The 26,289-nt window shown below is 72.7% G+C and carries 26 protein-coding genes and 1 tRNA gene; 11 read left to right on the forward strand and 16 right to left on the reverse strand.

All coding sequences use genetic code 11. The features are described 5' to 3' along the window. Positions 1-63: 63 nt before the first annotated feature. From O7607_RS08855 to O7607_RS08885, 7 genes are all read right to left on the reverse strand, one after another. A complete protein-coding gene (locus O7607_RS08855) occupies positions 64-897 on the reverse strand; it encodes an inositol monophosphatase family protein (protein WP_269702333.1) in 834 nt (277 codons plus the stop codon). A 53-nt stretch (positions 898-950) separates the two neighbouring features. Continuing rightward, positions 951-1,541, reverse strand: coding sequence for an aminoacyl-tRNA hydrolase (gene pth / locus O7607_RS08860; protein WP_269702335.1), 591 nt, complete (start codon positions 1,539-1,541; stop codon positions 951-953). 100 nt (positions 1,542-1,641) lie between these two features. After that, positions 1,642-2,337, reverse strand: coding sequence for a 50S ribosomal protein L25/general stress protein Ctc (locus O7607_RS08865; protein WP_269702336.1), 696 nt, complete (start codon positions 2,335-2,337; stop codon positions 1,642-1,644). 283 nt (positions 2,338-2,620) lie between these two features. Next, positions 2,621-3,601, reverse strand: a complete 981-nt coding sequence (locus O7607_RS08870; RefSeq protein WP_013283956.1) for a ribose-phosphate diphosphokinase — start codon at positions 3,599-3,601, stop codon at positions 2,621-2,623. A 116-nt stretch (positions 3,602-3,717) separates the two neighbouring features. Beyond that, positions 3,718-5,181, reverse strand: a complete 1,464-nt coding sequence (glmU, locus tag O7607_RS08875; protein ID WP_332367301.1) for a bifunctional UDP-N-acetylglucosamine diphosphorylase/glucosamine-1-phosphate N-acetyltransferase GlmU — start codon at positions 5,179-5,181, stop codon at positions 3,718-3,720. A gap of 73 nt (positions 5,182-5,254) precedes the next feature. Then, positions 5,255-5,325 (reverse strand) — tRNA-Gln (locus O7607_RS08880). Positions 5,326-5,372: 47 nt separating this feature from the next. Then, positions 5,373-6,113 (reverse strand): resolvase, encoded by a 741-nt coding sequence (locus O7607_RS08885; RefSeq protein WP_269702338.1) that lies wholly within the window; start codon positions 6,111-6,113, stop codon positions 5,373-5,375. A gap of 72 nt (positions 6,114-6,185) precedes the next feature. On the opposite strand from O7607_RS08885, the gene O7607_RS08890 reads away from it, so the two are divergent. Further along, positions 6,186-6,854, forward strand: a complete 669-nt coding sequence (locus O7607_RS08890; RefSeq protein ID WP_269702340.1) for a TetR/AcrR family transcriptional regulator — start codon at positions 6,186-6,188, stop codon at positions 6,852-6,854. Positions 6,855-6,882: 28 nt separating this feature from the next. On the opposite strand, the gene O7607_RS08895 is transcribed toward O7607_RS08890, so the two are convergent. The 6 genes from O7607_RS08895 to O7607_RS08920 all read right to left on the reverse strand — a co-directional run bounded on the left by O7607_RS08895 (position 6,883) and on the right by O7607_RS08920 (position 12,777). Further along, positions 6,883-7,350: a DUF4383 domain-containing protein gene (locus tag O7607_RS08895; RefSeq protein WP_104113785.1), complete on the reverse strand. Its 468-nt coding sequence runs from the start codon at positions 7,348-7,350 to the stop codon at positions 6,883-6,885. Between the two features lie 115 nt (positions 7,351-7,465). Beyond that, entirely contained in the window at positions 7,466-7,921 is a 456-nt protein-coding gene (locus O7607_RS08900) for a DUF4383 domain-containing protein (RefSeq protein ID WP_269702345.1), read from the reverse strand. A gap of 96 nt (positions 7,922-8,017) precedes the next feature. Beyond that, positions 8,018-9,817 (reverse strand): ABC-F family ATP-binding cassette domain-containing protein, encoded by a 1,800-nt coding sequence (locus tag O7607_RS08905; protein WP_269702346.1) that lies wholly within the window; start codon positions 9,815-9,817, stop codon positions 8,018-8,020. Between the two features lie 65 nt (positions 9,818-9,882). Then, positions 9,883-10,836 (reverse strand): 4-(cytidine 5'-diphospho)-2-C-methyl-D-erythritol kinase, encoded by a 954-nt coding sequence (locus O7607_RS08910; protein ID WP_269702348.1) that lies wholly within the window; start codon positions 10,834-10,836, stop codon positions 9,883-9,885. Positions 10,837-10,922: 86 nt separating this feature from the next. Further along, positions 10,923-11,792, reverse strand: coding sequence for a 16S rRNA (adenine(1518)-N(6)/adenine(1519)-N(6))-dimethyltransferase RsmA (rsmA, locus tag O7607_RS08915; RefSeq protein WP_269702350.1), 870 nt, complete (start codon positions 11,790-11,792; stop codon positions 10,923-10,925). Positions 11,793-11,871: 79 nt separating this feature from the next. Continuing rightward, a complete protein-coding gene (locus tag O7607_RS08920; RefSeq protein ID WP_269702351.1) occupies positions 11,872-12,777 on the reverse strand; it encodes a TatD family hydrolase in 906 nt (301 codons plus the stop codon). Between the two features lie 81 nt (positions 12,778-12,858). On the opposite strand from O7607_RS08920, the gene O7607_RS08925 reads away from it, so the two are divergent. Next, positions 12,859-14,103, forward strand: a complete 1,245-nt coding sequence (locus O7607_RS08925; RefSeq protein WP_269702352.1) for a hypothetical protein — start codon at positions 12,859-12,861, stop codon at positions 14,101-14,103. 61 nt (positions 14,104-14,164) lie between these two features. Continuing rightward, entirely contained in the window at positions 14,165-15,016 is an 852-nt protein-coding gene (locus O7607_RS08930; protein WP_269702353.1) for an alpha/beta fold hydrolase, read from the forward strand. 57 nt (positions 15,017-15,073) lie between these two features. On the opposite strand, the gene metG is transcribed toward O7607_RS08930, so the two are convergent. Then, positions 15,074-16,876, reverse strand: coding sequence for a methionine--tRNA ligase (gene metG, locus O7607_RS08935; protein WP_269702354.1), 1,803 nt, complete (start codon positions 16,874-16,876; stop codon positions 15,074-15,076). A 127-nt stretch (positions 16,877-17,003) separates the two neighbouring features. On the opposite strand from metG, the gene O7607_RS08940 reads away from it, so the two are divergent. Then, positions 17,004-17,831: a hypothetical protein gene (locus tag O7607_RS08940; protein WP_269702356.1), complete on the forward strand. Its 828-nt coding sequence runs from the start codon at positions 17,004-17,006 to the stop codon at positions 17,829-17,831. A 61-nt stretch (positions 17,832-17,892) separates the two neighbouring features. Here the strand turns inward: O7607_RS08940 and rsmI are convergent, their stop codons facing one another. Beyond that, the gene (rsmI, locus tag O7607_RS08945; protein ID WP_442929474.1) at positions 17,893-18,732 is read right to left on the reverse strand and encodes a 16S rRNA (cytidine(1402)-2'-O)-methyltransferase; all 840 of its coding nucleotides are present in this window, start codon (positions 18,730-18,732) and stop codon (positions 17,893-17,895) included. A 92-nt stretch (positions 18,733-18,824) separates the two neighbouring features. Here rsmI and O7607_RS08950 point away from each other — a divergent pair, with 92 nt between their 5' ends. The 3 genes from O7607_RS08950 (at position 18,825) to O7607_RS08960 (ending at position 22,862) form a co-directional block, all read left to right on the forward strand. Next, the gene (locus tag O7607_RS08950) at positions 18,825-20,495 is read left to right on the forward strand and encodes a dolichyl-phosphate-mannose--protein mannosyltransferase (RefSeq protein ID WP_269702358.1); all 1,671 of its coding nucleotides are present in this window, start codon (positions 18,825-18,827) and stop codon (positions 20,493-20,495) included. A gap of 304 nt (positions 20,496-20,799) precedes the next feature. Further along, positions 20,800-22,086, forward strand: a complete 1,287-nt coding sequence (locus O7607_RS08955) for a VWA domain-containing protein (protein ID WP_269702360.1) — start codon at positions 20,800-20,802, stop codon at positions 22,084-22,086. A gap of 2 nt (positions 22,087-22,088) precedes the next feature. Further along, positions 22,089-22,862: a peptidase gene (locus O7607_RS08960; RefSeq protein ID WP_269702361.1), complete on the forward strand. Its 774-nt coding sequence runs from the start codon at positions 22,089-22,091 to the stop codon at positions 22,860-22,862. A 67-nt stretch (positions 22,863-22,929) separates the two neighbouring features. Here O7607_RS08960 and O7607_RS08965 read toward each other — a convergent pair whose 3' ends face one another. After that, positions 22,930-23,205 carry a hypothetical protein gene (locus tag O7607_RS08965; RefSeq protein ID WP_269702362.1) on the reverse strand — a complete coding sequence of 92 codons (276 nt, stop codon included), beginning with the start codon at positions 23,203-23,205 and terminating at the stop codon, positions 22,930-22,932. Positions 23,206-23,331: 126 nt separating this feature from the next. On the opposite strand from O7607_RS08965, the gene O7607_RS08970 reads away from it, so the two are divergent. The 4 genes from O7607_RS08970 to O7607_RS08985 all read left to right on the forward strand — a co-directional run bounded on the left by O7607_RS08970 (position 23,332) and on the right by O7607_RS08985 (position 26,244). After that, positions 23,332-23,988 (forward strand): 4'-phosphopantetheinyl transferase family protein, encoded by a 657-nt coding sequence (locus O7607_RS08970; protein WP_269702363.1) that lies wholly within the window; start codon positions 23,332-23,334, stop codon positions 23,986-23,988. A 74-nt stretch (positions 23,989-24,062) separates the two neighbouring features. Further along, positions 24,063-25,109 (forward strand): hypothetical protein, encoded by a 1,047-nt coding sequence (locus tag O7607_RS08975; RefSeq protein ID WP_269702365.1) that lies wholly within the window; start codon positions 24,063-24,065, stop codon positions 25,107-25,109. 128 nt (positions 25,110-25,237) lie between these two features. Next, positions 25,238-25,954 (forward strand): VOC family protein, encoded by a 717-nt coding sequence (locus tag O7607_RS08980; RefSeq protein ID WP_269702366.1) that lies wholly within the window; start codon positions 25,238-25,240, stop codon positions 25,952-25,954. A 98-nt stretch (positions 25,955-26,052) separates the two neighbouring features. Then, entirely contained in the window at positions 26,053-26,244 is a 192-nt protein-coding gene (locus O7607_RS08985) for a general stress protein CsbD (RefSeq protein WP_269702368.1), read from the forward strand. The last annotated feature ends 45 nt before the right edge of the window (positions 26,245-26,289 follow it).

Here is a 26,289-nt window from a genome sequence, read left to right on the forward strand (position 1 = left end):
GCACGGATCCGTACATCGGATTCCAGACCTTTCAGGTCGGACTCGTGAAGAAGAACGCTCAGGTTACCCGGAATGCCGCTGCAACGCTGCAAGCAACCGACTCGCGAGATCCTTGCGGCAGACCAGCAGATCCGGTAGGCGCGGGTCGGCCCCGTTGTATTTCAGCGCAGAACCGTCGATCCGGGAAGCATGCAGACCGGTGGCCGTCGCCACAGCGACCGGAGCGGCCGAATCCCACTCGTACTGACCGCCCGCGTGGATGTACGCGTCGACCTCACCGGTGACCACGGCGGCGATCTTCGCGCCCGCCGAGCCCATCGGAACCAGATGAGCGCCGACGTCCTCCGCCAGGTCGGTCAGGAAAACCGGCGGACGGCTACGGCTGGCCGCCAACCGGATGACCCGCGCGCCGGCCCCGGTGGCCGCCTCCACAGTCATCGGCGGGTACGCCGGCGGGTGGTCCGTGCCGAGCACCCGGTGCTGGGCCGGCAGGGCCACCGCGCCCGCCACCAGGCCGTGCGGCGTCGACGCGTTACGCGACCAGAGCGCCACGTGCACCGCCCAGTCCGCGCGCCCCTCCTCCGCGTACTCCCGGGTGCCGTCCAGCGGATCGATGATCCAGACCCGGTCGGCGTTCAACCGCGACGACGCCTCGTCCGTCACCTCCGCCGTCCAGGCCAGCCGCGACCCCTCGTCCTCCTCGGACAGCACCGCGTCGGCCGGCCGCCACTTCGCCAGCTCGGTCCGGATCACGTCGTGCGAGACCTTGTCCCCGGCCGACCGGAGCGCGCCCGCGTCGGCGAACCCCATCTCCGCGCGCAGGGCCGCCAGCGCCTGACCGGCCCGGGCCGCCAGCCAGCGGGCGAAGCCGCCGTCGATCATCGGAGGACTACCCATGCTGCTCCCGTCGCCCGCTCCCGTCACCAGAGCCGCAGACTACCGATGGCCGCTCAAGCCCCGTGGTAGAGGTTCTGCGTCGGTTCCACGCCCTTGAGAACGACGGACTCCACCACGTCCGCCGCGCGGTCCACCAGGAACTCCAGCTCCTTGCGCTCCGCCGAGGAGAAATCCGAGAGTACGTAGTCAGCCGGGTCCTGCCGGCCCGGCGGCCGGCCGATGCCGAACCGCACCCGCACGTAGTCCTTGGTGCCGAGCGACTTCGACATCGACCGCAGGCCGTTGTGCCCGCCCTCGCCGCCGCCGCACTTCACCCGCACCTGCCCGTACGGGATGTCCAGCTCGTCGTGCACCGCGATCACGTGCGCCGGCGGGATCTTGTGGAACTGCGCCAGCCCGGCGACCGGACCGCCGGAGAGGTTCATGTACGTCAACGGTTTGAGCAGCACCAGCTTCGGGCCGCCGAACCCCAGCCGCCCCTCGGCGGCCTCGGCCATCGCGCGCTTGTGCCGCCCGAACTTCGCGCCCACCCGGGCCGCCAGCAGGTCGGCCACCATGAACCCGACGTTGTGCCTGTTGTTCGCGTACTCCCGGCCGGGGTTGCCCAGGCCGACCACCAGCCACGGCCCCGCCTCGTCCGTCACCCGACGCCCCTTCCCGCTCGTTCGCCCGACCAGCCGTCCCGATACGCCGACAGGCGCCCCCGGGAACCGGGGACGCCTGTCGCACAGCCTTGCGGACCGGTCAGGCCTCGGTCTTCGCCTCGGCCGGGGCCTCCTCGCCCTCGGCGGCCGGCGCGCCCTCGGCAGCCTCGGCGGTCTCCTCGCCGGCCTCGGCCTCGGCCTCCTCGGTGGCCTCCTCGACCTCGGGGAGGGTGGCCTCGAGCTGCTCGGCGGTCGGAGCGGCGGTCACCGAGGCGACAGCGGTCTCCTCGTCGGTGGCCAGCTCGACGCCGGACGGCAGCTGGACGTCGGCAGCGGTGATCGTGGTGCCCGGCTCGGCGCCCTCGATCGACGCCTCCAGGTGGTCCGGCACCTTGGTCGCGTCGGCGGTCACCGACAGCGTGTCGTGGTCGTGCACGATCAGGGTGTCCTTCGCGGCCTCACCGGTCAGCTGGACCGGGACCTCGACGGTGACCTTCTCGCCGCGGCGGACCAGCAGCAGGTCCACGTGCTCGAAGGTGTCCTTGATCGGGTCACGCTGGATCGCCTTCGGCAGCGCCAGCACCTGGGTGCCGTCGCTGACCTCGATCGCGAAGAGCTGGTTCGCGCCGCCCTTGCGGATCGCGGCGGCGAACTCCCGCGCCGGAAGCGCGATGTGCTTGGGCTTCTCGCCGTGGCCGTACAGCACGGCGGGCACCTTGCCGGCCCGGCGGGTACGACGGGCACCACCCTTGCCGAACTCGGTACGGGGCTCGGCGCTGATCTTTACCTCGGACACGGGGAAACTCCTGATGCTTCGCTGCGGCGGCTTGTCGTCTGGCGGTGCTGGGGCGAGGGGCTCGCTGGGGCTAGGGTCATGAACGACCGCCCGGAGCACCGCGTCGATGACGGCGCCTCCGTGCGGTGCTTGTCAGCAGCCCGCCGGGCACCCTCGCCGTGGCAACCGCACCAGTCTACCCGAGGGATTTCCCGGCTCTCCGGCAGTCCCCCATATCACCGCCCCGCCGGTTCCGCAGGGCATCGGCCCGGCCGCCGGAGCACCGGCGGCCGGACCGGCGCGCTCAGCTCAGGCCACCGAACAGGGTGGTCACCGAGCCGTCGTCGAAGACCTCCCGGATCGCCCGCGCCAGCAGCGGGGCGATCGACAGTACGGTCAGCTTGTCCAGCTGCTTCTCCGACGGCAGCGGCAGCGTGTTCGTCACGACCACCTCGCTGATCGGGCTGTTCTTCAGCCGCTCCGTCGCCGGGTCGGACAGCAGCGCGTGGGTCGAGGCGACCACGATCTCCGCCGCGCCCTGCTCCTTGAGGATGTCCGCCGCCTTGGTGATCGTGCCACCGGTGTCGATCATGTCGTCCACGATCAGGCACACCCGGCCCTCGACCTCACCGACCACCCGGTTCGCCACCACCTGGTTCGGCTTGAGCGGATCGCGGGTCTTGTGGATGAACGCCAGCGGGCAGCCGCCCAGCCGGTCGGTCCAGCGCTCCGCCACGCGTACCCGGCCCGAGTCCGGCGCGACCACAGTCATCGGCCGGCCCGCGTACTTGTGCTCCACGTACTCGGCCAGCACGTCCATCGCGAACAGGTGGTCCACCGGGCCGTCGAAGAAGCCCTGGATCTGCGCGGTGTGCAGGTCGACGGTCAGGATCCGGTTCGCACCGGCGGTCTTCAGCAGGTCGGCGATCAGCCGCGCCGAGATCGGCTCCCGGCCGCGGTGCTTCTTGTCCTGCCGCGAGTACGGGTAGAACGGCAGGACCACGGTGATCCGCTTGGCCGAGCCGCGCTTCAGCGCGTCGACCATGATCAGGGTCTCCATGACCCAGGTGTTCACGCCGTGCGTCACGGACTGCACCACGAAGGCGTCCGAACCACGGACCGAATCCTTGTACCGTACGAAGATCTCGCCGTTGGCGAAGTCGTACGCGTCGGCCGGCGTCGGCGCGACGCCGAGCACCTCACCGATCTCCTTGGCCAGCTCCGGAAAACCCCTCCCGGAGAAGAGCATCAGGCTCTTGCGGTTTTCGGCGACGATGCTGCCCATGGGCCCGTCTGCTCCCGTATGTCGGTGGTGCCCGGCGGCGGTGGGGCCGGGGACTGTTCGGTTGCAGTATGCCCCCGGTTCAGCGATCCACCCACGGCCCGGCGATCCCCGTGGAGTCAGTCACCTTCGCTTGCGGCGCCGCCCGTGTCGGGCGCACCCTCACCGGCCCGCCGCGCCGCCTCCGCGGCCTCCGTACCGGCCCGCTTGCGCAGCACCCAGCCCTCCACGTTGCGCTGCTGACCCCGCGCCACCGCCATCGCACCCGGCGGCACGTCCCCGGTGATCACCGAACCCGCAGCGGTGTACGCGCCGTCGCCCACCCGCACCGGCGCCACGAACATGTTGTCCGCTCCGGTACGCGCGTGGCTGCCGATGGTGGTGTGGTGCTTGCGTACCCCGTCGTAGTTGACGAAGACGGTCGCCGCGCCGATGTTGCTGTGGTCCCCGATCGTCGCGTCGCCCACGTACGACAGGTGCGGCACCTTCGAACCGTCACCGATCGACGCCTTCTTGGTCTCCACGAACGTGCCGACCTTCGCCTTGCGGCCCAGCCGCGACTCGGGCCGCAGGTACGCGTACGGGCCGACGCTCGCCTGCGGGCCCACCTCGGCGCCGAGCGCGTGGCTGCGCACGATGCTCGCGCCCGCCCCCACCACCGTGTCCACCAGCGTGGTGTCCGGGCCGACGAGCGCGCCCTCACCGACCACGGTGGCGCCCTGGAGCTGCGTGTTCTGGTCGATCACCGCGTCCCGCTCGACGGTCACCGTCACGTCGATCCAGGTGGTGTGCGGGTCGAGGATGCTGACCCCGGTCCGCATCCAGCCCTCGTTCACCCGGTCGCGCAGCAGCCGGCGCAGCGCGGCCAACTCGACCCGGTCGTTGCAGCCGAGCGTCTCCACGTGGTCGGCGGCGCAGTGCACCGCCACCGGCTCCCCCGCGTCGCGCAGCAGCGCGAAGACGTCGGTCAGGTACTCCTCGCCCTGGTCGTTGTCGGTGGAGAGCTTGCCCAGCGCCTCCCGCAGCCGGGCCGCGTCGAACGCGTAGATCCCCGCGTTGATCTCCCGCAGCGCGCGCTGCTGGGGGGTGGCGTCGCGCTCCTCGACGATCTGCTCCAGCTGCCCCTGCACGTCCCGCACGATCCGGCCCAGGCCGGTCGGGTCGGGCACCTCGGCGGCGAGCACCGTGGCCGCGGCCGCGGCCTCCTCGTGCGCCTCGACGAGCGCCTGGACCGTCTCCGGCCGCAGCAGCGGCACGTCCCCGTTGATCACCACGACCGTGCCGGCCGCGTCCGGCACCGCGTCCAGCGCGATGCGGACCGCGTGGCCGGTGCCGAGCTGGCGTTCCTGGAGCACCGGCGTGGCACCGGGGGCGACGTCGGACAGGTGCTCCCGGACCTGGTCGGCGCCGTGGCCGACCACGACCACGGTGCGGTCCGCGCCCAGCGGCCCGGCCGCGGCCAGGACGTGACCGAGCAGGGTACGGCCGAGCAGCGGGTGCAGCACCTTGGGCAGGGACGACTTCATCCGCTTGCCCTCACCGGCGGCGAGCACGACAACGGTGCGGAGGTGGGGCTGGGACACGACGTGGCTCCCGTCGGGACGGCGACAGTCTCGCGGTCATGCTAACCACGCGACGGAGGGCAAACAGCAGAAGCTCCCGGGAGAGGATTCGAACCCCTATAATCAGGACCAAAACCTGACGTCCTGCCATTAGACGACCCGGGATGGTCGAAAACGGGCAAACGGCATTACGCCCGCCGGCTGCCTACACCTTACCGGTCACGAGGTGGATCTTCATCGCTCATTCCTTTCATGATCCCCTCGATCCTCCAATAGAGACGAGTTCCGCCCACGACGTGCACGGTCAGGCAGCCGCGATAGTCGGCGCCGACGTTCTTGCGCCTCGTCAACGGTCGATGCCTCTTGATCGTGGTGGGCTGGAAGCGCTCCGCCGGCACGCCCACCCGCGCCGCCCACCACCGCACCGCGGCCACGTCGTCCGCCGTCTCGTGGATGCTCACCCGGAACCTCCGGTCCTCGGCCGGCACCTCGACGGCGTCGAGGAAGCGCAGGAAGAGCATCACCAGCAGGGGATCGCTGTTGACGAACTTGATCCTGCAGTCGTTCGGACGCCAGGGCTTCGCCTTGCCACCTTCACACCAGTAGATCGCCGCCCCGATCAACAACAGCTCGCGCCGGTCGAGCCGCCGCACCCACTCCGCCGACGCGTTCACCACCTCGGCCCGGGCCGCGTCCCGCGCCGCCCGGTGCGCGCCCCACTGGGCGTCGGCACGCGCCTGCTGGGCGATGCGCCGCCGACGGCCCACCAACTCCGGATCCAGCGGCAGATGCCGGGTCCACAGGTACGCGGTGGACTTCGAGACGTCGAGCGCCTTCGCGATCTCCCCCACTGGGCAGCCGGCTCGCCGCAGGTCCAGCGCCCGGGCATGCAGTTCCGGCTTCCAGCCGCGATAAGAGGGCGGGTGGGTTCCGAACTCGTCACCGACAGCCACGGACGGAGATTAGAACGCGCGTACGACAGCGACCGGTCGGACCGGGGACGCCGCGCCTGGCAGGATGGACGGGTGACCGACGTTTCCGGCAGCGACCGCACCCGTCGGCGGCCCGTGCCGGCGGCGAAGCCCTCCCGGGTGCGGATGTCCGCGACGCAGCGGCGCGAGCAGCTGATCTCGATCGCCCGGCAGATCTTCGCCGAGAAGGGCTTCGACGCGACCTCGATCGAGGAGGTGGCGGCGCGCGCCAAGGTCTCCAAGCCGGTGGTCTACGAGCACTTCGGCGGCAAGGAGGGGCTCTACGCGGTGGTGGTGGACCGGGAGGTCCGCGCCCTGCTGGACCGGATCACCACGGCGTTGACCGCGGGCAACCCGCGGGAGTTGCTGGAGCAGGCCGCGCTGACGCTGCTGACCTACATCGAGGAGGAGACCAGCGGTTTCCGGGTGCTGGTCCGGGAGTCGCCGCTGATGTCGGCGACGGGCAACTTCAGCAGCGTGATGAACGACGTGGCGCACCAGGTGGAGCACATCCTGGCGGGCGAGTTCTCCATCCGGGGGTACGACCCCAAGCTGGCGGAGCTCTACTCCCAGGCGCTGGTGGGCATGGTGGCGCTGACCGGCCGCTGGTGGCTGGAGGTGCGCAAGCCGCGCAAGGAGACGGTGGCGGCGCACCTGGTGAACCTGGCGTGGAACGGGTTGTCGCACCTGGAGTCGAAGCCGGGCCCGATCCCCCGCGGCTGAGGCCGCTTCAGCACACGACGACAGCCGCTCAGCGCTCGCCGATCGGGTGGTAGCGGCGCTGCCGTTCCTCCTCGGCGTGCTCGGCGGTGCCGACCTTGTCGTAGAGGCCGGTGGCGAGCAGGACCAGCCCGAACAGCAACGACACGATGACCGTCGACATCGAGAAGTTCAGGAAGTTCGCCGAGGTCTGGAGCACCGACATCATCAGGATGCCGGTGACCAGGAAGACCACGCCGGCGGTGAGGTTCATGTAGTGGCCGAGGTTGTTGCGGCGGGACGCGCCGACCAGCAGGACCGCGCCGAAGACCACCGAGACCAGCGAGAAGGCCAGGTTGGTGCGCAGGCCCAGCGCCCAGTTGCTGCCCCGGCCGAACAGTCCCTCGCCCCAGGTCAGGAAGACGCCGTAGACGCCGAAGACCAGGATGTAGAGGCCGATGAGCCCGGACAGCACCCGGTACAGCGGCCGCGCGGGGTGGTTCACCGGGAAGTGCGCCATGATGCCCTCCAGCCGTATGACTGATTCGGGGCAATTGTCGCTTGGGTTGTCTGCTCGCGTCCGGAAAACACCGAAGGCCCGGCGCGTCGCGCCGGGCCTTCGGTGGAAGACGGGATCAGAGCACCAGGCGGGCCTTCTGCCAGGCCTCGTGCTCGTCGTCGGAGCCGACCTTGCCGTACATGCCGACCATCAGGAGCACCAGCGACAGGGTCAGGACCACGACGTCGGTCATGATCGAGAAGTTGAAGATGTTGGCGTCGGTCTGCAGGAACGCCAGCGCGGCCAGGCCGATCACCATCAGCGTGTAGGCCAGCCACTGGTTGATCGCCACGTCGAGGTTGCGGCCGATCGCGGTGCCGACCAGGATCACGACGCCGAACAGCACCGACAGCAGCGAGAACGCCATGTTGGTGCCCTGGCCGAGGACCTTGGTGTCGTCCTGGGCGAGGAAGTCGTTGCCGGCGCTGGCGATGATGCCGAGGCCGCCGAAGACGACGAAGTACAGACCAACGAGCCCGCCGATCGCCCGGTAGATCGGCCGCGCGGGGTGGTTGACGGGGGTGTGGGCCATCTCTGCGTCTCCAAAGACCGTTCGGACGAGGGTTCCACCGGTGATTGTCCCGTACGCCGGTCAGTGACGCCGCACACCCCCCACCCCGGCGGCAGGTCAGCCGCCCGGCAGTTCCTCGGCGAGAGCCAGCCAGGTCTCCTCGGTGCGGTCCCGCTCGGCCCGTACCTCCTTGAGCTGTGCGTCCAGCTCGGCGACCCGGGCGTAGTCGGTGGCGTTCGCGGCGAGCTGCTCGTGCAGGCCCGCCTCCTTCTGTTCGAGCTTGGCGATCTGCCGTTCCAGCCGGTTCAGTTCCTTCTTCGTGACGCGTACCTCGGCCGCTGACATGCCCTCGCGCGCCGGCGCCGCCGTGGCCGGGGTGAGATCGGCGGGCGCCGGGCCGCCGGCCGCGGCGGCGCGTGCCAGGTACTCGTCGACGCCGCCGGGCAGGTGCACCAGCCGGCCGTCACCGAACATGCCGTACGCGACGTCGGTGACCCGCTCGATCAGGTAGCGGTCGTGGCTGGCCACGACGATCGTGCCGGGCCACGAGTCGAGCAGGTCCTCCAGCGCGGCGAGCGTGTCGGTGTCCAGGTCGTTCGTCGGCTCGTCGAGCAGGAGCACGTTGGGTTCCCCGGCGAGCAGCCGCAGCATCTGCAGGCGGCGGCGCTCGCCACCGGACAGGTCGCTCACCGGGGTCCAGAGCCGCCTGTCGTCGAAGCCGAAGATCTCGGCGAGTTGGGAGGCGCTGATCTCCCGGTCGCCGAACTGCACGCGCCGGGCCACCTCCTCGACGGCTTCCAGCACGCGCAGGTGGCCGGGAAGCTCGGCGAGTTCCTGGGACAGGAACGCGGGCCGCACGGTCTGCCCGGCGGCGAAGCGCCCACCGTCGGGGCTCGTCACCCCGGCGAGCAGCCGCAGCAGGGTGGTCTTGCCGGCGCCGTTACGGCCGAGGATCGCGACCCGGTCGCCGGGACCGACCTGCCAGGTCGTGTCGTGCAGGATCTCCTTCGGACCGGCGTACAGCCGGACGCCTTCGAGGTCGTACACCTGCTTGCCGAGCCGGGCGGTGGCGAGCCGTTGCAGCGACATGGTGTCGCGGGGTTCCGGCACGTCGGCGATGAGCGCGTTCGCCGCGTCGATGCGGAACTTGGGCTTGGAGGTGCGGGCCGGCGCCCCGCGGCGCAGCCAGGCGATCTCCTTGCGGAGCAGGTTCTGGCGGCGGGCCTCGGTGGCGGCGGCGACGCGCTGCCGCTCGACGCGGGCGAGCGTCCACGCGGCGAAGCCGCCCTCGTACGCCCGGACGGTCTGGTCGGCGACCTCCCAGGTAGTGGTGCAGACGGCGTCGAGGAACCAGCGGTCGTGGGTGACCACGACGAGCGCGCCCTTGCGGGTGACGAGGTGCCGGGCCAGCCAGTCGACGCCGCCGACGTCGAGGTGGTTCGTGGGCTCGTCGAGGACGAGCAGATCGGCGTCGCGGACGAGCAGCGCGGCGAGCGCGACCCGGCGGCGTTCCCCGCCGGACATCGGGCCGACCGGGGTGTCCAGGCCGAGGTGGGGCATGCCGAGGCCGTCGAGGATCGCGCGCACGCCGGCGTCGCCGGCCCACTCGTGTTCGGCGCCCATGCTCTCGCCGAGCCAGGCGGTGCCGAGCACCACGTCCCGCACTGTCAGTTCGGGGGCCAGGTCGAGGCGCTGCGGCAGCCAGGCCACCCGCAGGTCGCGGCGGTGCGTGACGCGGCCGTCGTCGGGTTCCTCGGTGCGGGTCAGCAGCCGCAGCAGCGTCGACTTGCCGGCGCCGTTGAGGCCGACCACACCGACCCGGTCGGCGTCGTCGAGGCCGAGCGAGACGTCGGTGAGCAGCGGCCCCGCGGCGCCGTACCCCTTGGACACCCGGTCCAGGTTGACGATGTTGGCCACTGACCCACCCCTCACGACTCAGGCGTCCCGGGGGCCCGGGACGCCTGAGTCAAGGGTACGGGGCGTCAGACCACGCGGGCGCCGGCGACCGGACCGTGCGCGACGCGGGCCTCCCGGCACACCCCGGCGGCGGTGATCTCGGCGGCGATCCGGACCGCGTCGGACTCACCGGTGGCCAGGAAGACACAGGTGGGCCCGGAGCCGGAGACGAGGCCGGCGAGCGCCCCGGCCGCCTCGCCGGCCTTGAGCGTCTCGGCCAGCGACGGGCGCATGGTCAGCGCGGCGTCCTGGAGGTCGTTGCCGAGCGTGGCGGCGAGCACCCGCGGGTCGCGCTGACGCAGCGCGGCGAGCAGCGCGTCGGTACTGCCCAGCGGCGTGCCGGCGGCTCCGGTGTCGCGCAGCCGGTCCAGTTCCCGGTACGCGGCCGGGGTGGACAGGCCGCCGTCGGCGATCGCCACCACCCAGTGCCAGGAGGTGGGGCGGGCCAGCACCGGGCTGACCGCCTCGCCCCGGCCGGTGCCGAGCGCGGTGCCGCCGTGGATCAGGAACGGCACGTCGGAGCCGAGGTCGGCGGCGATGCCGGCGAGTTCGTCGCGGGACAGCCCGGTGCCCCAGAGCGTGTCGCAGGCGACCAGCGCGGCGGCGGCGTCGGCGCTGCCGCCGGCCAGCCCGCCGGCGAGCGGGATCTGCTTGCGCAGGTGCAGCCGGGCGTGCGGGGCGACGCCCGCGTAGCCGGCGAGCGCGTGCGCGGCCCGCAGCACCAGGTTGGTGTCGTCCAGCGCCAGTTCGCCGGCGCCCTCGCCCTCCATGGTGAGGGTGAGCGTGTCGCCGCGACGGGCGGTCAGCTCGTCGTAGATGGAGATCGCGTGGTAGACGGTGTTCAGCTCGTGGTAGCCGTCACGCCGCAGCGGCCCGACCCCGAGGTGCAGGTTGACCTTGGCGGGCACCCGCACCTTCACCGGGCCGCTGGACCCGCGCCGCTGCCCGTCCTCGTCCTCCGGTCGCCATGCCTCGGTCACCGGGCGGACTCCACCGGACGTGGGCGGATGTCGAACGGCTTCGGCACGGTCAGCTCCTCGGCGAGGGGTCGGGCAACGGCGCCAGCCTACTGCTCGCCGCCGTGGGCGTCCGGGGCCGACGCGGCGATGGCGGCGAACTGCTCGACGGTGAGCGATTCGCCCCGGGCGCCCGGATCCACGCCGGCGGCGGTGAGCGCCGCGGCGGCCCGGTCCGCGCCGCCGGCCCAGCCGGCCAGGGCGGCGCGCAGCGTCTTGCGGCGCTGCGCGAACGCGGCGTCGACGACCGCGAACACGGCCTTCCGGGGTACGTCCGGCCGGGGCGGCTCGCGCCGGGTGAACGCGACCAGGCCGGAGTCGACGTTCGGCACCGGCCAGAACACGTTCGGCGGGACCTTGCCGGCGGCGCGGGAGCGGGCGTACCAGGCGAGTTTGACCGACGGGATGCCGTACACCTTGGAGCCGGGACCGGCGACGAGCCGGTCGGCGACCTCCTTCTGCACCATCACCAGGCCGTGCCGCAGCGTGGGCAGCTCGGCGAGCAGGTGCAGCACGACCGGCACGGCGACGTTGTAGGGCAGGTTCGCCACCAGCGCGGTCGGCGCCGGGCCGCCCAGGTCGGCGGCGGTGACCCGCAGCGCGTCGGCCGGGTGGACGGTGAGCCGCCCGGCGGCCTCGCCGGCGAAGCGCGCGGCGGTCTCCGGCAGCGCGGCGGCGAGCGCCAGGTCGAGTTCCACGGCGTGCACGTGCGCGGCGACGGGGAGCAGGGCGAGCGTGAGCGAGCCGAGCCCCGGGCCGACCTCCAGCGCCACGTCGTCGGGGGTGAGCCCGGCGGTGGTGACGATGCGGCGGACCGTGTTGGGGTCGTGCACGAAGTTCTGGCCGAGCTTCTTGGTCGGCGTGACGCCGAGGCGCGCGGCGAGTTCCCGGATCTCCGCCGGGCCGAGGAGTCCGGTCACGCCCCGTAGCGTAAGCGCCCCCGGCCGCGGGGAAGGAAGGGCCCCTTCTTAACGCCTCGCGATATGGAAGGGCCCCTTCTTAACGCCACGGCCCGAACGCGCGCTCACCGTTCGTGGAGATGGTGGCGCAGAGGGTGTCCAGGTCGGCCCCGGTGGTCTCGGCGAGGAAGCGGACCGTCAGCGGGATCAGGTACGACGCGTTGGGCCGTCCCCGGTGCGGCATCGGGGTGAGGTAGGGCGCGTCGGTCTCCACGAGCATCTGCTCCGGCGGGGTGACGGCGGCGGCCTCGCGCAGCGCGGCGGCGCTGCCGAACGTGACCGTGCCGGCGAAGCTGAGCAGGAACCCGCGCCGGACGCACTCGCGGGCGAAGTCGGCGTCGCCGGAGAAGCAGTGCATGACCACGGTCTCCGGGGCGCCCTCGTCGTCGACGATGCGCAGGACGTCGGCGTGCGCGTCCCGGTCGTGGATGACGAGTGCCTTGCCGTGCCGCTTGGCGATGGCGATGTGCGCCCGGAAGCTCTCCTCCTGCGCGGCGCGCCCCTCGTCGCCGGTACGGAAGAAGTCCATCCCGGTCTCGCCGACGCCGCGGACCCGGTCCCGGCCGGCGAGCGTCTCGATCTCGCGCAGCGCCTCGTCCAGGTCGGCCAGCCGGGGCGCCTCGTTCGGGTGCAGCGCGACGGTGGCGAGCACCGGGGCGTACCGGTCGGCCACGTCGGCGCTCCACCGGGACGACTCGACGTCCACCCCGACCTGCACGAGCCGGTCCACGCCGACGCGGGCGGCGACGTCGATCGCGGCGGCCACCGGGTCGTCGCCGGGGGTGCCGCCCGGCGGCGTGCCGAACTCGCCGACGGTGATGTCGAGGTGCGTGTGGCTGTCCAGCACGGGCACGGGCAGCGGCTCGGGGGCGGGCGGGAACTCCCCGGCCCGGCGGGCGGCGCGCTGCTTGCGGGTCTCGGTCTGCTCGGTCATCGCGGCCAGCATCACACACCGGCCCGGGGCGGCGTTCCCGGACCGCCACCGCCTGTTCACGTGCCCCACATCTGGCGGGCTTAGCGTCTTGGAGTGACAGTCACCGACCAGGCCGGCGGGCCCGCCTCCGACCGGGCCGGGTTGCGCGTGACGTACGGCGGCCGGGTGCACCCGGCCGACGAGATCGCCCGGGGCGCGGCGTACGAGTTGTTCAGCGCCGACGAGGCACCCGGGTTCGAGTGGTGTCCCCGGCCGGGCGGCGGCTATCCGTGGCGCCGGTTCGTGCACGCCACGGAGGTGGACGCGGTGCACGGGGGCGCCGGGCCGGCCGACGACACGGACGCGCCGCTGCTGATGCCGGTGCACCGGGACCGGGGCTGGGCGTACGTACACCGGCTCAGCCAGCAGCCTGGTGCGGCGGCCGATCCGACGCTGGCCGCGGTACGGGCGTCGGCGGTGATCCGGCCCGGTACCCGGATGGTGAAGGTGCTCTCGGCCCGGCAGCTCGCCGGGTACGTGCGCGGCTGGCTGCCGCACGGCTTCTGCTACCGGGAGCACGACGTGGCGCACCTGCGGACACCGGCCGGGATGGCGGTGCTGCGGGGCGACTCCGAGGGCGGTGACGTGGCGTACGCGCTGCGCTGGCGGGCCGCCGACCCGGCCGACTACGACGTGCCGGTGGGCGCGGCGCACCGAGGGCTGATGGCGTTGCCGCCCCGGGACCGGCTCGGGCCGCCGGTGCTCGGTACCGGGTTCGTGCCGAGCAGCGCGCAGCTCGTGCCGGAGTTCGTCACCCGGGAGTTCGCCGACCTGCCGATGCCGGCGAACGCCACGCTGCTGGCCTACCCGGCCGAGGGGGTGGAGGTGGTGCTCTACACCTACCAGGCGGAGCAGCGGGGCTGGCTGCGCCTGGCGGGTCCGCAGTGGCGGCACCTGCTCGCCGCGGTGCCCGGGCTTTCCGCCGACCAGGAGTACGTGCCGACCGGCGACGCGCCGCGCTCCACCCGGCTCGTCGGCACGTACGCGGGTTCGGAGTACGAGGCGGTGGCCGACCAGCCGGGCGGGTTCCGGGTGCTGGCGATGACCCGGGCGGCCCGGTACCCGGTGGACGCGGCGGCCCGCCGGGTGCGCACGGCGGCGTGGCGCGGCGCGCCGTGCCTGGTGCTGCGGGAGGAGGGCGGCTGGTTGCGGTTGCGGCTGCGCCGCCCGGATCCGGACGCGGTGGCCGCGACGGGTGCGCAGTGTCTGGAACGTGGCGTGTACGAGGTCTGGGCGCCGGGCGCCGAGCTGACCGACGACCGCGTGGTGGACCTGCCGTATCCGGCCCGGCACGCATAGACGGGGGCACGTCGGGAAGGCGTGGGGCGTCCGAGAAACCCGCGCGAGGGGGAATCCCGACATGCCTTTCGTCACCGTCGGTACGGAGAACTCCGCACCCATCGACCTGTACTACGAGGATCACGGTTCCGGTCAGCCGATCGTGCTGATCCACGGTTTCCCGTTCAACGGGGCGACCTGGGAGAAGATGAGCGGTCCGCTGCTGAACGCCGGATACCGGGTGATCACGTACGACCGGCGGGGGTTCGGCAACTCCGCCCAGCCGGCCATGGGCTACGACTACGACACGTTCGCCGCCGACCTGGACGTGTTGATGACCGAACTGGACCTGCGCAACGCGATCCTGGTCGGGCATTCCATGGGCACCGGTGAGGTGACCCGCTACCTGGGCGCGTACGGGTCGGACCGGGTGGACCGGGCCGTCATGATGGCCCCGTTGGCGCCGTACCTGCTGAAGGCCCCCGAGGACCCGGAGGGCGTCGACAAGAGCATGTTCGAGGGGTTCCAGAAGGCGATCATCCAGGACCGGTTCGCCTACCTGACCCAGTTCTGCGACGCGTTCTTCAACGCCAGCGAGAACCGGGGGAAGCTGGTCAGCGACGAGGCGTACCACGCGCACTGGCAGATCGGCGCGCAGGCGTCGGCCAAGGGCACCCACGACTCGGTGGACGCCTGGCAGACCGACTTCCGCGGTGACCTGCCGAACATCGACGTGCCGGTGCTGATCATCCAGGGCGACAAGGACAACGTGCTGCCGTACCCGGTGACGGGCCAGCGGCTGGTGAACATGCTGCCCGACGCCAAGCTGGTCACGTTGAAGGGCGCGCCGCACGGCACGCCGTGGACCCATCCCACCGAGGTCAACAAGGCCATCATGGAGTTCATCGGCAAGCCGAGCATGGCGACCGCCTGACCCGGCGGACGACCGCGGCCCCGGGGAGATCCCCGGGGCCGCGGTTCGCGCGCGTGTTCAGCCGGCCAGGCGGGCCAGCTCCTCCTCGACGATGGACGGGTCGAGCTTGCGGAACACCGGCTTCGGCGCCGCGAGCGGCCGGCCCACTTCCAGGGGTACGGACTCCCAGCGCGCGCCGACCGTGTAGTCACCGGTCAGCACCGGGTACGACGGTCCGCCGTCGAGGTCGTCGACCTCCTCGATCACCGGCATCGGGGCGTGCGTGCCGGTGCCGCCGAGCAGCTCGTGGATCTTCTGGGCGGAGTGCGGCAGGAACGGGGTGAGCAGCGTGTTGGCGTCGCTGACCACCTGGAGCGCGACGTGCAGGATGGTGCCCATCCGGGGCTTGTCGTCCTCGCCCTTGAGCTTCCAGGGCGCCTGCTCGGAGAGGTACTTGTTGGCTTCGGCGACGACCTTCATGGCTTCGCCGATGGCCTGCTTCTGCCGGTGCCGGGCGATCAGATCGCCGACGGTGGCGAAGCCGGCCTTCGCGGTGTCCAGCAGGGCCTGGTCGGCCTCGGTGAGCCCGGCCGGGTCGACCGGCGGGATCGCGCCGAAGTTCTTCGCCGCCATCGACACCGACCGGTTGACCAGGTTGCCCCAGCCGGCGACCAGCTCGTCGTTGTTGCGGCGCAGGAACTCGGCCCAGGTGAAGTCGGTGTCGTTGCTCTCCGGGCCGGCCACCGCGATGAAGTAGCGCAGCGCGTCGGCGTCGTAGCGCTCCAGGAAGTCCCGGACGTAGATGACCACCTTGCGGGAGGACGAGAACTTCCGGCCCTCCATGGTCAGGTACTCGCTGGACACGACCTCGGTGGGCAGGTTGAGCCGGCCCAGCTCGCCCGGCTCGCCGTCGCGGGCGCCCTCGCCGGAGTAGCCGCCGAGCAGCGCCGGCCAGATCACCGAGTGGAAGACGATGTTGTCCTTGCCCATGAAGTAGTAGGAGCGGGCATCCTTCCCCTCCCCGTCGGCGGACCACCACTTGCGCCAGGCCTCCGGGTCGCCGGTGCGCCGGGCCCACTCGATGGAGGCCGACAGGTAGCCGATGACCGCGTCGAACCAGACGTAGATCCGCTTGTCCGGGCGGTCGCGCCAGTCGTCGAGCGGGATCGGCACGCCCCACTCCAGGTCGCGGGTGATGGCCCGGGGCTGGAGGTCGTCGAGCAGGTTGCGGGAGAACCGCAGTACGTTCGGGCGCCAGCCGTCGCGGTTGTCCAGCCACTGCCGCAGCGCGTCGGCCAGGGCGGGCAGGTCGAGGAAGAAGTGCTCGGTCTCGACGAACTCCGGCGTCTCCCCGTTGATCTTCGACTTGGGGTCGATCAGGTCGATCGGGTCGAGCTGGTTGCCGCAGTTGTCGCACTGGTCGCCGCGCGCGCTGTCGTAGCCGCAGATCGGGCAGGTGCCCTCGATGTAGCGGTCGGGCAGCGTCCGGCCGGTGGACGGGGAGATCGCCCCGGTGGTGACCTTCGGGACGATGTAGCCGTTGCGGTAGAGACCCGTGAACAGCTCCTGCACGACCGCGTAGTGGTTGCGCGTGGTGGTGCGGGTGAACAGGTCGTACGACAGGCCCAGCGCCCGCAGGTCCTCGGCGATCACCCGGTTGTAGCGGTCGGCCAGCTCGCGTGGGGTGACGCCCTCGGCGTCGGCCTGCACCTGGATCGGGGTGCCGTGTTCGTCGGTGCCGGACACCATGAGCACGTCGTGACCGGCCATCCGCATGTACCGGGCGAAGACGTCGGAGGGAACGCCGAATCCGGATACGTGGCCGATGTGGCGCGGGCCGTTGGCGTAGGGCCAGGCGACCGCGGCGAGAACGTGACTCATGAGCAGCAAGCCTAGTGATTGCCGTGGGTGCGCCGCGAACCAATGGGCGGCAGGCTCCGACCGTACGTCCGATTTGTCGCCGACACGCGGCGTGAGCTTCACCGCAAGCCGGGCGTATCGGTGTGAAATGAACATCGTGACCAACAGACCAGCGGCGCCGGAGTCGTCGGCGGCGACCACCCGGCGGGCGCGGCCCGCTCCGGCGGGCGCGCCCGTCGCGCCGCAGCCACGGCTCGACCCGGCGGATCCGCCGGTCGAGGTGGAGCCGACCACCGGGGCGCCGGTGGACGCGGTGCCGAGCCGGGTGCCGGTACGCCAGCCGCGCTGGCAGCGCGCGGCCGCGCCGTCCGGCGGCTGGGCGCCGATCGAGGAGGTGCACTGGGACGGCACCCCGCTGCGCGACGAGCCGCGTCCGGGTCCCGACCGGCTCCCGGCGCGGCGGGAACGCGCCCGCCCGGTCGCGCCGCCGAGCCCGCCCGCCGGCCTGGCCGTGCTACTGACGCTGAGCCTGCTCGCCGCGTTCTTCGCCTGGGTGAGCGCGGGCCCCTTCTGGCTGGCGGCCGGGCACTCGACAGGCGGCACCGTGATGATCACCGAATGCGCGGGGAGCGGGCTCACCCAGCGCTGCCGGGGCATCTTCTCGGCCGACGGCGACCGGTTCCAGGCCCACGGGGTACGGGTCAGCGGCGTACCGGCCGCTCGCACCGACACCGGCAGTTCCCTGCGGGCGCGGATGACCGGGCCGGACGGGTCCACCGCGTACGCGGACACCGGCGTCGGACGGCACCTGCGCTGGCTGCTGGGGTTGGCCCTGGTGGCCGGTTGCGCCGCCGGGATCGCCCGGTGGACCGGCGCGACCCGGCTCGCGGACGAACGGCAGCGTCGCTGGGCGGTCGGCCTGGCGCTCGCCGGGCCGGCGTTGATCACCGTCGGTTTCCTGGCGGCCGCCTGGTGAGGCGGGGTGTTAAGAGGGGGCCCTTCCTCTACCGCAGGCGTTAAGAAGGGGCCCTTCCTTTCTAGCTGTGCACGACGGCGTACACCTCGCGCCGCCGCAGCCCGTACGCGGTGGCGACCTCGGTGATCGCGTCGCGGCGGGACAGGCCGCCCGCCTCGCGCTCGGCCACCGCGGCGCGCAGCGTCTCGTCGTCCGGCCGGACCGCGGGCGTGGCCGGTGCGCCCGCCACGACGAGCGTGATCTCGCCCCGGGGATCCCCCTCGGCGGCCCACTCGGCCAGCTCACCCAGCGGCCGGCGGACGACCTCCTCATAGGTCTTCGTCAGCTCGCGGCAGAGCGCGGCGGGCCGGTCCGGACCGAACGTCTCGGCCAGGTCGGCGAGCGCACCGGCGATGCGGTGCGGCGCCTCGAAGAACACGAGCGTGCGCTCCTCGGCGGCGAGCGCGCGCAGCCGGGAACGGCGGGCCCCGGGGGTACGCGGCAGGAAGCCCTCGAAACAGAACCTGTCGCAGGGCAGCCCGGACAGCGCCAGCGCGGTGGTGACGGCGCTCGGCCCGGGCGCGGCGGTGACCGGCACTCCGGCGTCCAGCGCGGCCCGGACCAGCCGGTATCCGGGGTCGGAGACGCTCGGCATGCCGCCGTCGGTGACCAGCGCGACCGTGTAGCCGGCGGCGAGCACCTCGGCCAGTTCGGGGGTACGCCGCTCCTCGTTGCCCTCGAAGTACGAGACGATCCGGCCCGGCACCGTCACGTCCAGGTCGCGGGCCAGCCGGGTGAGCCGCCGGGTGTCCTCGGCGGCGACCACGTCGGCGGCGGCCAGCACCTCGCGGAACCGGGCGGACGCGTCGGCCGGATTACCGAGCGGCGCACCGAGCAGCACGAGCCGCCCGACCTCGGACATTTCCCCCACGGTGTGTGCTCCTTCATCGAAGGTCGTACCAATTTCGGAGACGACAGACGCCACCGGGCACCCTCGCAGCCTACGATCGCCGGGTGACGAGTGCGTCGACAGCACAGAGCGCGAACCCGGACCCTTCCACCACCGACCGGGGCGACGGCGCCGGGCGCGGGCTTCCCGCCGCCGTACGGCGCCGGCTCGCCACCGTCGACGACCGCATCGGCAGAGGTCAGGCGTGGCTGGCGACCGCGGTGGTGGTGGCCGTCGCGGCGATCCTGCGCTTCGTGGGGCTCGGTTTCCCGCCCGGGAAGATCTTCGATGAGACCTACTACGCCAAGGACGCGTACGGGCTGATCGACCGCGGCTTCGAGTGGAACTACAAGGACAACGGCCCGTCGTACGTGGTGCATCCACCGCTGGGCAAGTGGATGATCGGCATCGGCGAGTGGGCCTTCGGCTACCAGGACGCCGACAGTGGCGTCTCGGTGCCGGGCCACCTGATCACCACCTCGCCGGAGTTCGGCTGGCGCTTCGGCGCGGCGGTGGCCGGCACGCTGTCGGTGCTGCTGCTGGTCCGCATCGGGCGGCGGATGTTCCGCTCCACGGTGCTCGGCTGCGCGGCCGGCCTGCTGCTCGCCCTCGACGGCTACCACCTGGTGCTGTCCCGCACGGCCATCCTCGACATCTTCCTGCTGCTGTTCGTGCTCGCCGCGTTCGGCGCGCTGGTGCTCGACCGGGACGCCCGGCGGCGGCGCTGGGCCCGGGCGCTGGAGGCCGGGCTCGACCCGACACAGCCGGGCCGGGCCGGACGGCCGTCGTCGGGCTGGCGGGACTGGCCGTGGTGGCGGCTGGCGGCCGGTGTGCTGCTCGGCTGCGCCTGCTCGGTGAAGTGGAGCGCGGTCTACTTCGTACCGGCGTTCGCGTTGCTGGTGCTGCTGTGGGAGGTGGGTGTCCGCCGCTCGTCCGGGGTACGCCGGCCGTGGCGCGACGCCGTGCTCGACGAGCTGCCGTGGCTGCTCGCCGCCGGCGTGCTGATGCTGGTGACCTACGTGGCGACCTGGTCGGGCTGGCTGCTCGGCCAGGACGGCTACTACCGCCTGGCGGAGCGCTACCCGAACAACCCGGAGCTGAGCGACACCCCGTTCGTCGGGGCGCTGATCAACCTGTGGGAGTACCACAAGGCCGCGTACGGCTTCCACACCCAGCTCGACGACCCGCACAAGTACCAGTCCTGGCCGTGGCAGTGGCTGCTGCTCGGCCGCCCGGTGGCGTTCCACTGGTCCGGGGACGGCAGTTGCGGCGCGCCGAGCTGCGCCTCGGAGGTGCTGCTGCTGGGCACGCCGCTGCTGTGGTGGTCGTTCCTGCCGGCGATCGCCGCGACCGCCTGGCTCGGCCTGGCCCGGCGCGACTGGCGGGCGGGCGCGATCCTGCTCAGCGTCGCGGCCGGCCTGCTGCCGTGGTTCTGGTTCGCCCTCGACGGCCGGACGATGTTCTCCTTCTACGCCGCCCCGGCGGTGCCGTTCCTGGTGCTCGCGGTGGTCTACGTGCTCGGCGCGATCGCCACCCCGGCGCCGGTGACGAACCCGGCCGCGCCACCGGACCCGCAACAGGTCCACGACCGGCGGTTGGTGGGCGGGATCATCGCGGGCGCATACGTGTTGCTCGTGGCGCTCTGTTTCGCCTACTTCTACCCGATCTTCGTGGGCCGGGTGCTGCCGTACGCGGACTGGTCGGCCCGGATGTGGCTGGACGGCCGCTGGATCTGAGGCGGGGCGCCGGGCACTGCGCGGCGCCAAGCACATAGAAGCGCGCCCCGATCGCCTGCCACGGGGGAAGCGGGCGATTGGGGCGCGCAAGACAGAGCTTAACCACACTCCGGCAACCGCACAACGGGTGCGGGCCGGTCAGATTTCCGACGAGTACCCCACCGGCCGAAAGGTTTACATGGTGCAGCTAACGGTGGGTGGCCGAGCGCGGCCGTGACGGCCCCGGCGGACGCCGGAAACCGGGCTTCGGCGGGCACCCCGACCCGGATGATCTTCCAAAGTGGATCTCACTACACTTCGCCCGGTGATCAACAAGAGACGATCGACGGCCGTCCTCATCGGACTGCTGGCGGCGGCCGCGCTGATCGGGCCGAGCCCCGCCGGGGCCGACGACGAGACCACCGAGCCCGTCGCCGAACCACCGAAGGTCGAGCTGGTCCTCGACGTCAGCGGATCGATGCGGGCCCGCGACATCGACGGGCGCAGCCGGATCTCCGTCGCGCAGCAGGCGTTCAACGAGGTGGTCGACGCCCTGCCGGACGAGACACAGCTCGGCATCCGGGTGCTCGGCGCCACCTACCGGGGCAAGGACAAGAAGCAGGGCTGCCTGGACACCCAGCAGATCGTGCCGGTCGGCCCGGTGGACCGCACCCAGGCCAAGGCCGCCGTCGCCGGGCTGCGCCCGACCGGCTTCACCCCGGTCGGGCTGGCGCTGCGCTCCGCCGCGCAGGATCTCGGCACCGGCAGCACCACCCGGCGGATCGTGCTGATCACCGACGGTGAGGACACCTGCGCCCCGCCCGACCCGTGCGAGGTGGCTCGCGAGCTGGCCGCCCAGGGCACCCGCCTGGTGGTCGACACGCTCGGCTTGGCGCCGGACGAGAAGGTACGCAAGCAGCTGCTCTGCATCGCCGGCGCGACCGGAGGCACCTACACCGCCGCGCAGAGCGCCGACGAGCTGACCGGCCGGATCAAGCAGCTGGTCGACCGCGCCCGGGACACGTACACCGCCACCCCGGCGGTGGTCGGCGGCGGCGCGGCGTGCGAGGGCGCCCCGCTGCTCGCCCCCGGCGTCTACAGCGACCGGGAGGCGTTTTCCGAGCACCGCTGGTACCGGGTGCCGGTGCGTGCCGGGCAGGAGCTGCGCGCCTCGGTCAGCGTCGCGCTGGACCGGCCGGTCAACCCGGACTACGGCGTGCTGCTGCGCGCCACCGCGCCGGACGGGCGGGAACTCGTCCGGGGCGTCGACGCCGGCAGCGGGCGTACCGACGTGGTCTCCGCCGGGCTGCGCTGGTCGGCCGCCGACGAGGACGAGGACGGCCCGAGCCCCGAGCCGAGCGCCGGCGCGGAGCAGACGACCGTCTGCCTGGTGGTCAGCAACTCGTTCGCGGCCAAGCCCGGCACCCGGGCCCGGCCCGGCATGCCGGTCGAGCTGACGGTGGACGTGGTTCCCGCCTCCCCCGCGCCGGACGGGCCGGACCTCGGCCGCGGCTGGGTGCTGCTGCTTCTGCTCACGCTGGCCGGACTGCTCACCGGGCTGGTCGCCGGGCTGCTCACCCGCTGGTGGGTGCACACGTGGAGGGTGAACTGAGCATGCGTACGCTGATCCGCGCCGCGGCGGCCACGACCGTCGCGGGACTCGCCCTCACCCCGGCGGCGGCCCTGGCCGCGCCCACCCCGTCGCCGGGCGCGACCCCGGTGACCAAGGCCGGCACCTCGTTCCTCACCGCCACGACCGTCACCGCCGGCCAGCCGGTGCAGGTGGGCGCGTCGACGGGTGACCACCTGTACTGGTCGTTCCGCGCCGACGCCGGGCAGGTGCACGAGATCACCGCCACCGTCACCTTCCCGAAGGCACGCGGCGGCGCGTCCACCTGGACCGTCGACGTCTTCGACGGGTTGCGCCGCCGGCAGGCGTGCACGGCGGGCGCGCAGACCCCCACCGCGGACGCCACCGCGACGAGCGTCGCGCTCGGCTGCACGCTGCGCCGGGTACGGCCGTGGGCCGAGCCCTGGTCGGGTGACCCGCTGCCCGGCACCTACTACGTCCGGCTCTCCGTCACCGACCTGCCCGAGCCCGACCTGGGTCAGCCGATCGAGGTGGAGATGCTCGTCGGCGCGACCGACGAGGGCGGAGCGTCCGGCGACGACGGCGAACTGGCCGCGCCGCTGGTGCCGAACACCAGGGCCGGCACCGTGCTCGGCGCGGAGCCGACGCCCGAGCCGGTGGCCGACGAGGAGATCGACCTGACCGGATGGCTCCCCGAGGCCGGATCGCGCTGGGTGTGGACAAGCGTGGGCGGCGTGCTCGCCGCCGTGGCCGGCGTGGTCGGCTTCGCGCTCACCCGGCGGCCCCGCCGCCCCTGAGAACCGCCGCCCCTGAGACCGCAGCCGGTGGCCGCCGCGAACCCGACGCGGCGGCCACCGGACGCGCTCACGCCTCGGCGATACGCGGACCGCGCGGCACCCAGCCGATGAACCGGTCCTGGAGCGCGGTGACCGGCACGGAGCGCAGATCCTGCGTCGCCGCGGCGAGGCAGGATCCGAGATAGACGCTCAACGACGCCCGGTCCACCTGGTACTCGCGCAGCAGGTGATGACGTTTCGTGGCACAGGGCCAGTCGTCACCGCACGAGCCGCAGGTCCAGTCCGGGGTCACCGGCACGTGCTCGCCGTCGGTACTCCCCGAAACCTCCGCGCCAGGCGTCATCGGCCGCTCCTTCCGAGTCAGGAATGGTGGTGATGGACCGGTTGCCTCCCCGCAACGTTCCTTCAGCGCCGCGGCACGCCCCACCGTTACGGTACGTTCACCGCGTGTCCCCGTCATCCACCTCTCGTGCGTGATCTGCTTCCGGCCGTGGTCGCCGTGGCGGTGGCCGGGCCGGCCGAATGGGCCGGTGACCTGCTCCCGGCCGAGCTGGCGGCCCTCGGCGAGCGCGCGGTGCCCGGCCGTCGCCGCGACTTCACCGCCGGGCGGGTCTGCGCCCGCCGGGCACTCGCCGCGCTCGGCCTGCCCGCCACGCCGGTACCCGCCGGCGCCGACCGGGCCCCGATCTGGCCGCGCGGCGTGGTCGGCGCGATCACCCACACCCGCGACTACTGCGCCGCGGCCGCCGCCCGGGCCGCCGACGTGCGCGCCGTCGGCATCGACGCCGAGCGCCACCGGCCGCTCTCCCCAGGGGTACGACGAAAGGTGTGCCGCCCCGACGAGGAGGCGGACCTGGCCCGGCTGCCGTCCGGCACGCCCTGGCCGACGGTGCTGTTCAGCGCGAAGGAGACCGTCTACAAGGTCTGGCACCCGCTCGTCGGAACGTGGCTGGGCTTCGCCGACGCGCGCGTCACGCTTGACCCGGAGGCGGGCACGTTCCACGCCGAGATCGCACCGGCCCGGCTCGCCGCCGCGCCGGTGCCGGATCCGCCGTCAGCGGTGACGGGGCGGTTCGCCGTGGACGACGACCTGGTCCGCACCGCTGCCGTCCTGCCACACCGATGAGGCACCACCGGCCGGTTGCCCCCTGCCGGTACCGTCGTTGCGACTGAAAATCCAAAGGCGCCCCTAGGAGTACGGTGAGCCACCCTCAGCCTCCATCCGGGTCACCGGACCCGAACCAGCAGCCGCCGGAACCGCCGACGCAGGCGTTCCCCACCGCACCGATGCCGCCGGCGCCGGACAGCCCGTACGCGCCACCGCCCGTCTCCGGTCCGCCGCAGCCGCCGGTGTCCGGGGCGCCCTACCCGCCGCCGGGCAGCGAGTACCAGCCCCCGGGCGGTACGTACCCGCCGCCGGGGTCCGAGTACCAGCCCCCGGGTGGCGCGTACCCGCCGCCCGGGTCCGAGTACCAGCCCCCGGGCGGGACGTACCCGCAGGCGGGGTCCGGGTACCCGCAGGCGGGTGGGGCGTACCAGGCGCCGGGCGCCTATCCGCCTCCGGGCGGTTACCCGCCGCCGGGTGGTGGCGCGTACCCGCCGCCGGGAGCGCCGTTCGGGCCGCCGGCGAAGAAGTCGAACAAGAACGTCTGGATCACGATCGGCGTCGTCGCCGTGATCCTGCTGCTGCTGTGCTGCGGTGGCGGCATCTTCGCCGTCTACAGCGGCGCGCAGAAGACGCAGGATGCGATCGACTCGCTGCCCACCCCGGGCGTCACCGACGGCCAGCCGACCTCCGCCGCCCCGACGGGTGCGCCCGCCACCACGTCGCCGGGCAACTCCGACGGCAAGACGTTCAACCTGCCGGCCGGCGAGAAACTGTCCGTCAACGACGACCGGGGCACCATCGAGATCACCGTCGGCAACTTCCGGACCCGGAACGCCGCCTGCAGTGAGGTCATGCCCGGGCCGAAGAACGGCATGTTCCTGATCGCCGACGTGACCGCCGAGATCGTCGAGGGCACCGGCTCGATCAACCCGTTCTACTTCACCTGGGTCGCCGCGGACGGCACCGAGGAGAGCGGCATCGGCGGCGCCTTCTCCGGCTGCGGCAAGCTCATGACCTCGGGCACCAACCTGCCCGCGGGTTCCAAGCGCAGCGGGCAGCTCATCTTCGACGTGAAGGACCAGAACGGCGTCGTCGAGTACCGGCACCTCTTCCGTCCCGCCGGTTCCTGGAAGCCCTGACCCACACGTGACCCCGCACGGGGGGCCGGTCCATAGCGGACCGCCCCCCGTGTCCGTTCGGACGGCGCCGCCAGCCGTTCGGACATTTCCATGGGCGCATGACGGCTCTCGTTCGCCAGGCTCGAGGCATGGCGAACGAGATGACAATTCCCCTGCTGCCCTGCCGCTCCGTGGACGACGTGGCGCCCTTCTACCAGGCCCTCGGCTTCGAGGTCACGTACCGGCAGGAGCGCCCGAACCCGTACGTGACGCTGCGGCGGGAGGACCTGCACCTGCACTTCTTCGGGATGCCACAGTTCGATCCCGCCGACTCGTACGGCTCCTGCCTGGTCCTGGTGGACGATCTGGTCGACATCCACAGTGCCTTCGCCGACGGCATGCGTGCCACGTACGGCAAGGTGCTCGTCTCCGGCGTACCCCGGATGACCCGGCCCCGGCCCCGCCGCAACCAGGAGGGCCACTTCGGGTTCAGCATCGTCGACCCCGGCGGCAACTGGATCCGGTTCGTCGGCCGGGCCACCCCGCCGGAGACCGACGACAGGGGCGGTCTGGCCCGTACGCTGCACAACGCGGTGGTGCAGGGCGACTCGCGCGGCAATCCGGCGCAGGCCGCGCGGATCCTCGACGGCGCGCTGGGCCGCCCGGATCCCGACGACGACCCGGCCGTCCGGGTGGAGGCGCTGGTCTACCGGGCGGAGCTGGCGCTGCAACTCGACGAGCCGGAGTCCGCGCGGGAGCTGGTGCGGCAGGCCCGTTCGATCCCGCTGGACGACGGCGCGCGCGACGCGCTGGCCGACACCCTGCGGCACGCCGAGGACCTGATCGCCGGCCTGCCACCCGCATGACGTCAGCCGGGCCGGTGGCGGCGGTTTGCCGTCCGGGTCAGCGGGGACGCGAGGCGGCAGGCGGCGAGCGCCGCCACGCGACGATCCGGGGAGGCGGCATGAGCGTCGAGCGCGCGAGGAACGACCTGGAAGACCTGGCCGGTCCGGCCCGGGCCCGGCTCGGTGACCTGAACCAGGACGAACACGCCGAAGCGGACCGGGTACGCGAACAGGACGAGATCCGGGGCAAGCGCCCCGGCGAGCACATCCAGGCGGACGCCCGCGACGCGGACGACAACTTCTCCACCTGACCCGGCGCCACCACAGATCTTGTGTGGAGGAGCGGTGTCGGGGGT

This window comes from Micromonospora sp. WMMA1949 (genome assembly GCF_027460145.1).
Taxonomy (GTDB): Bacteria; Actinomycetota; Actinomycetes; order Mycobacteriales; family Micromonosporaceae; genus Micromonospora.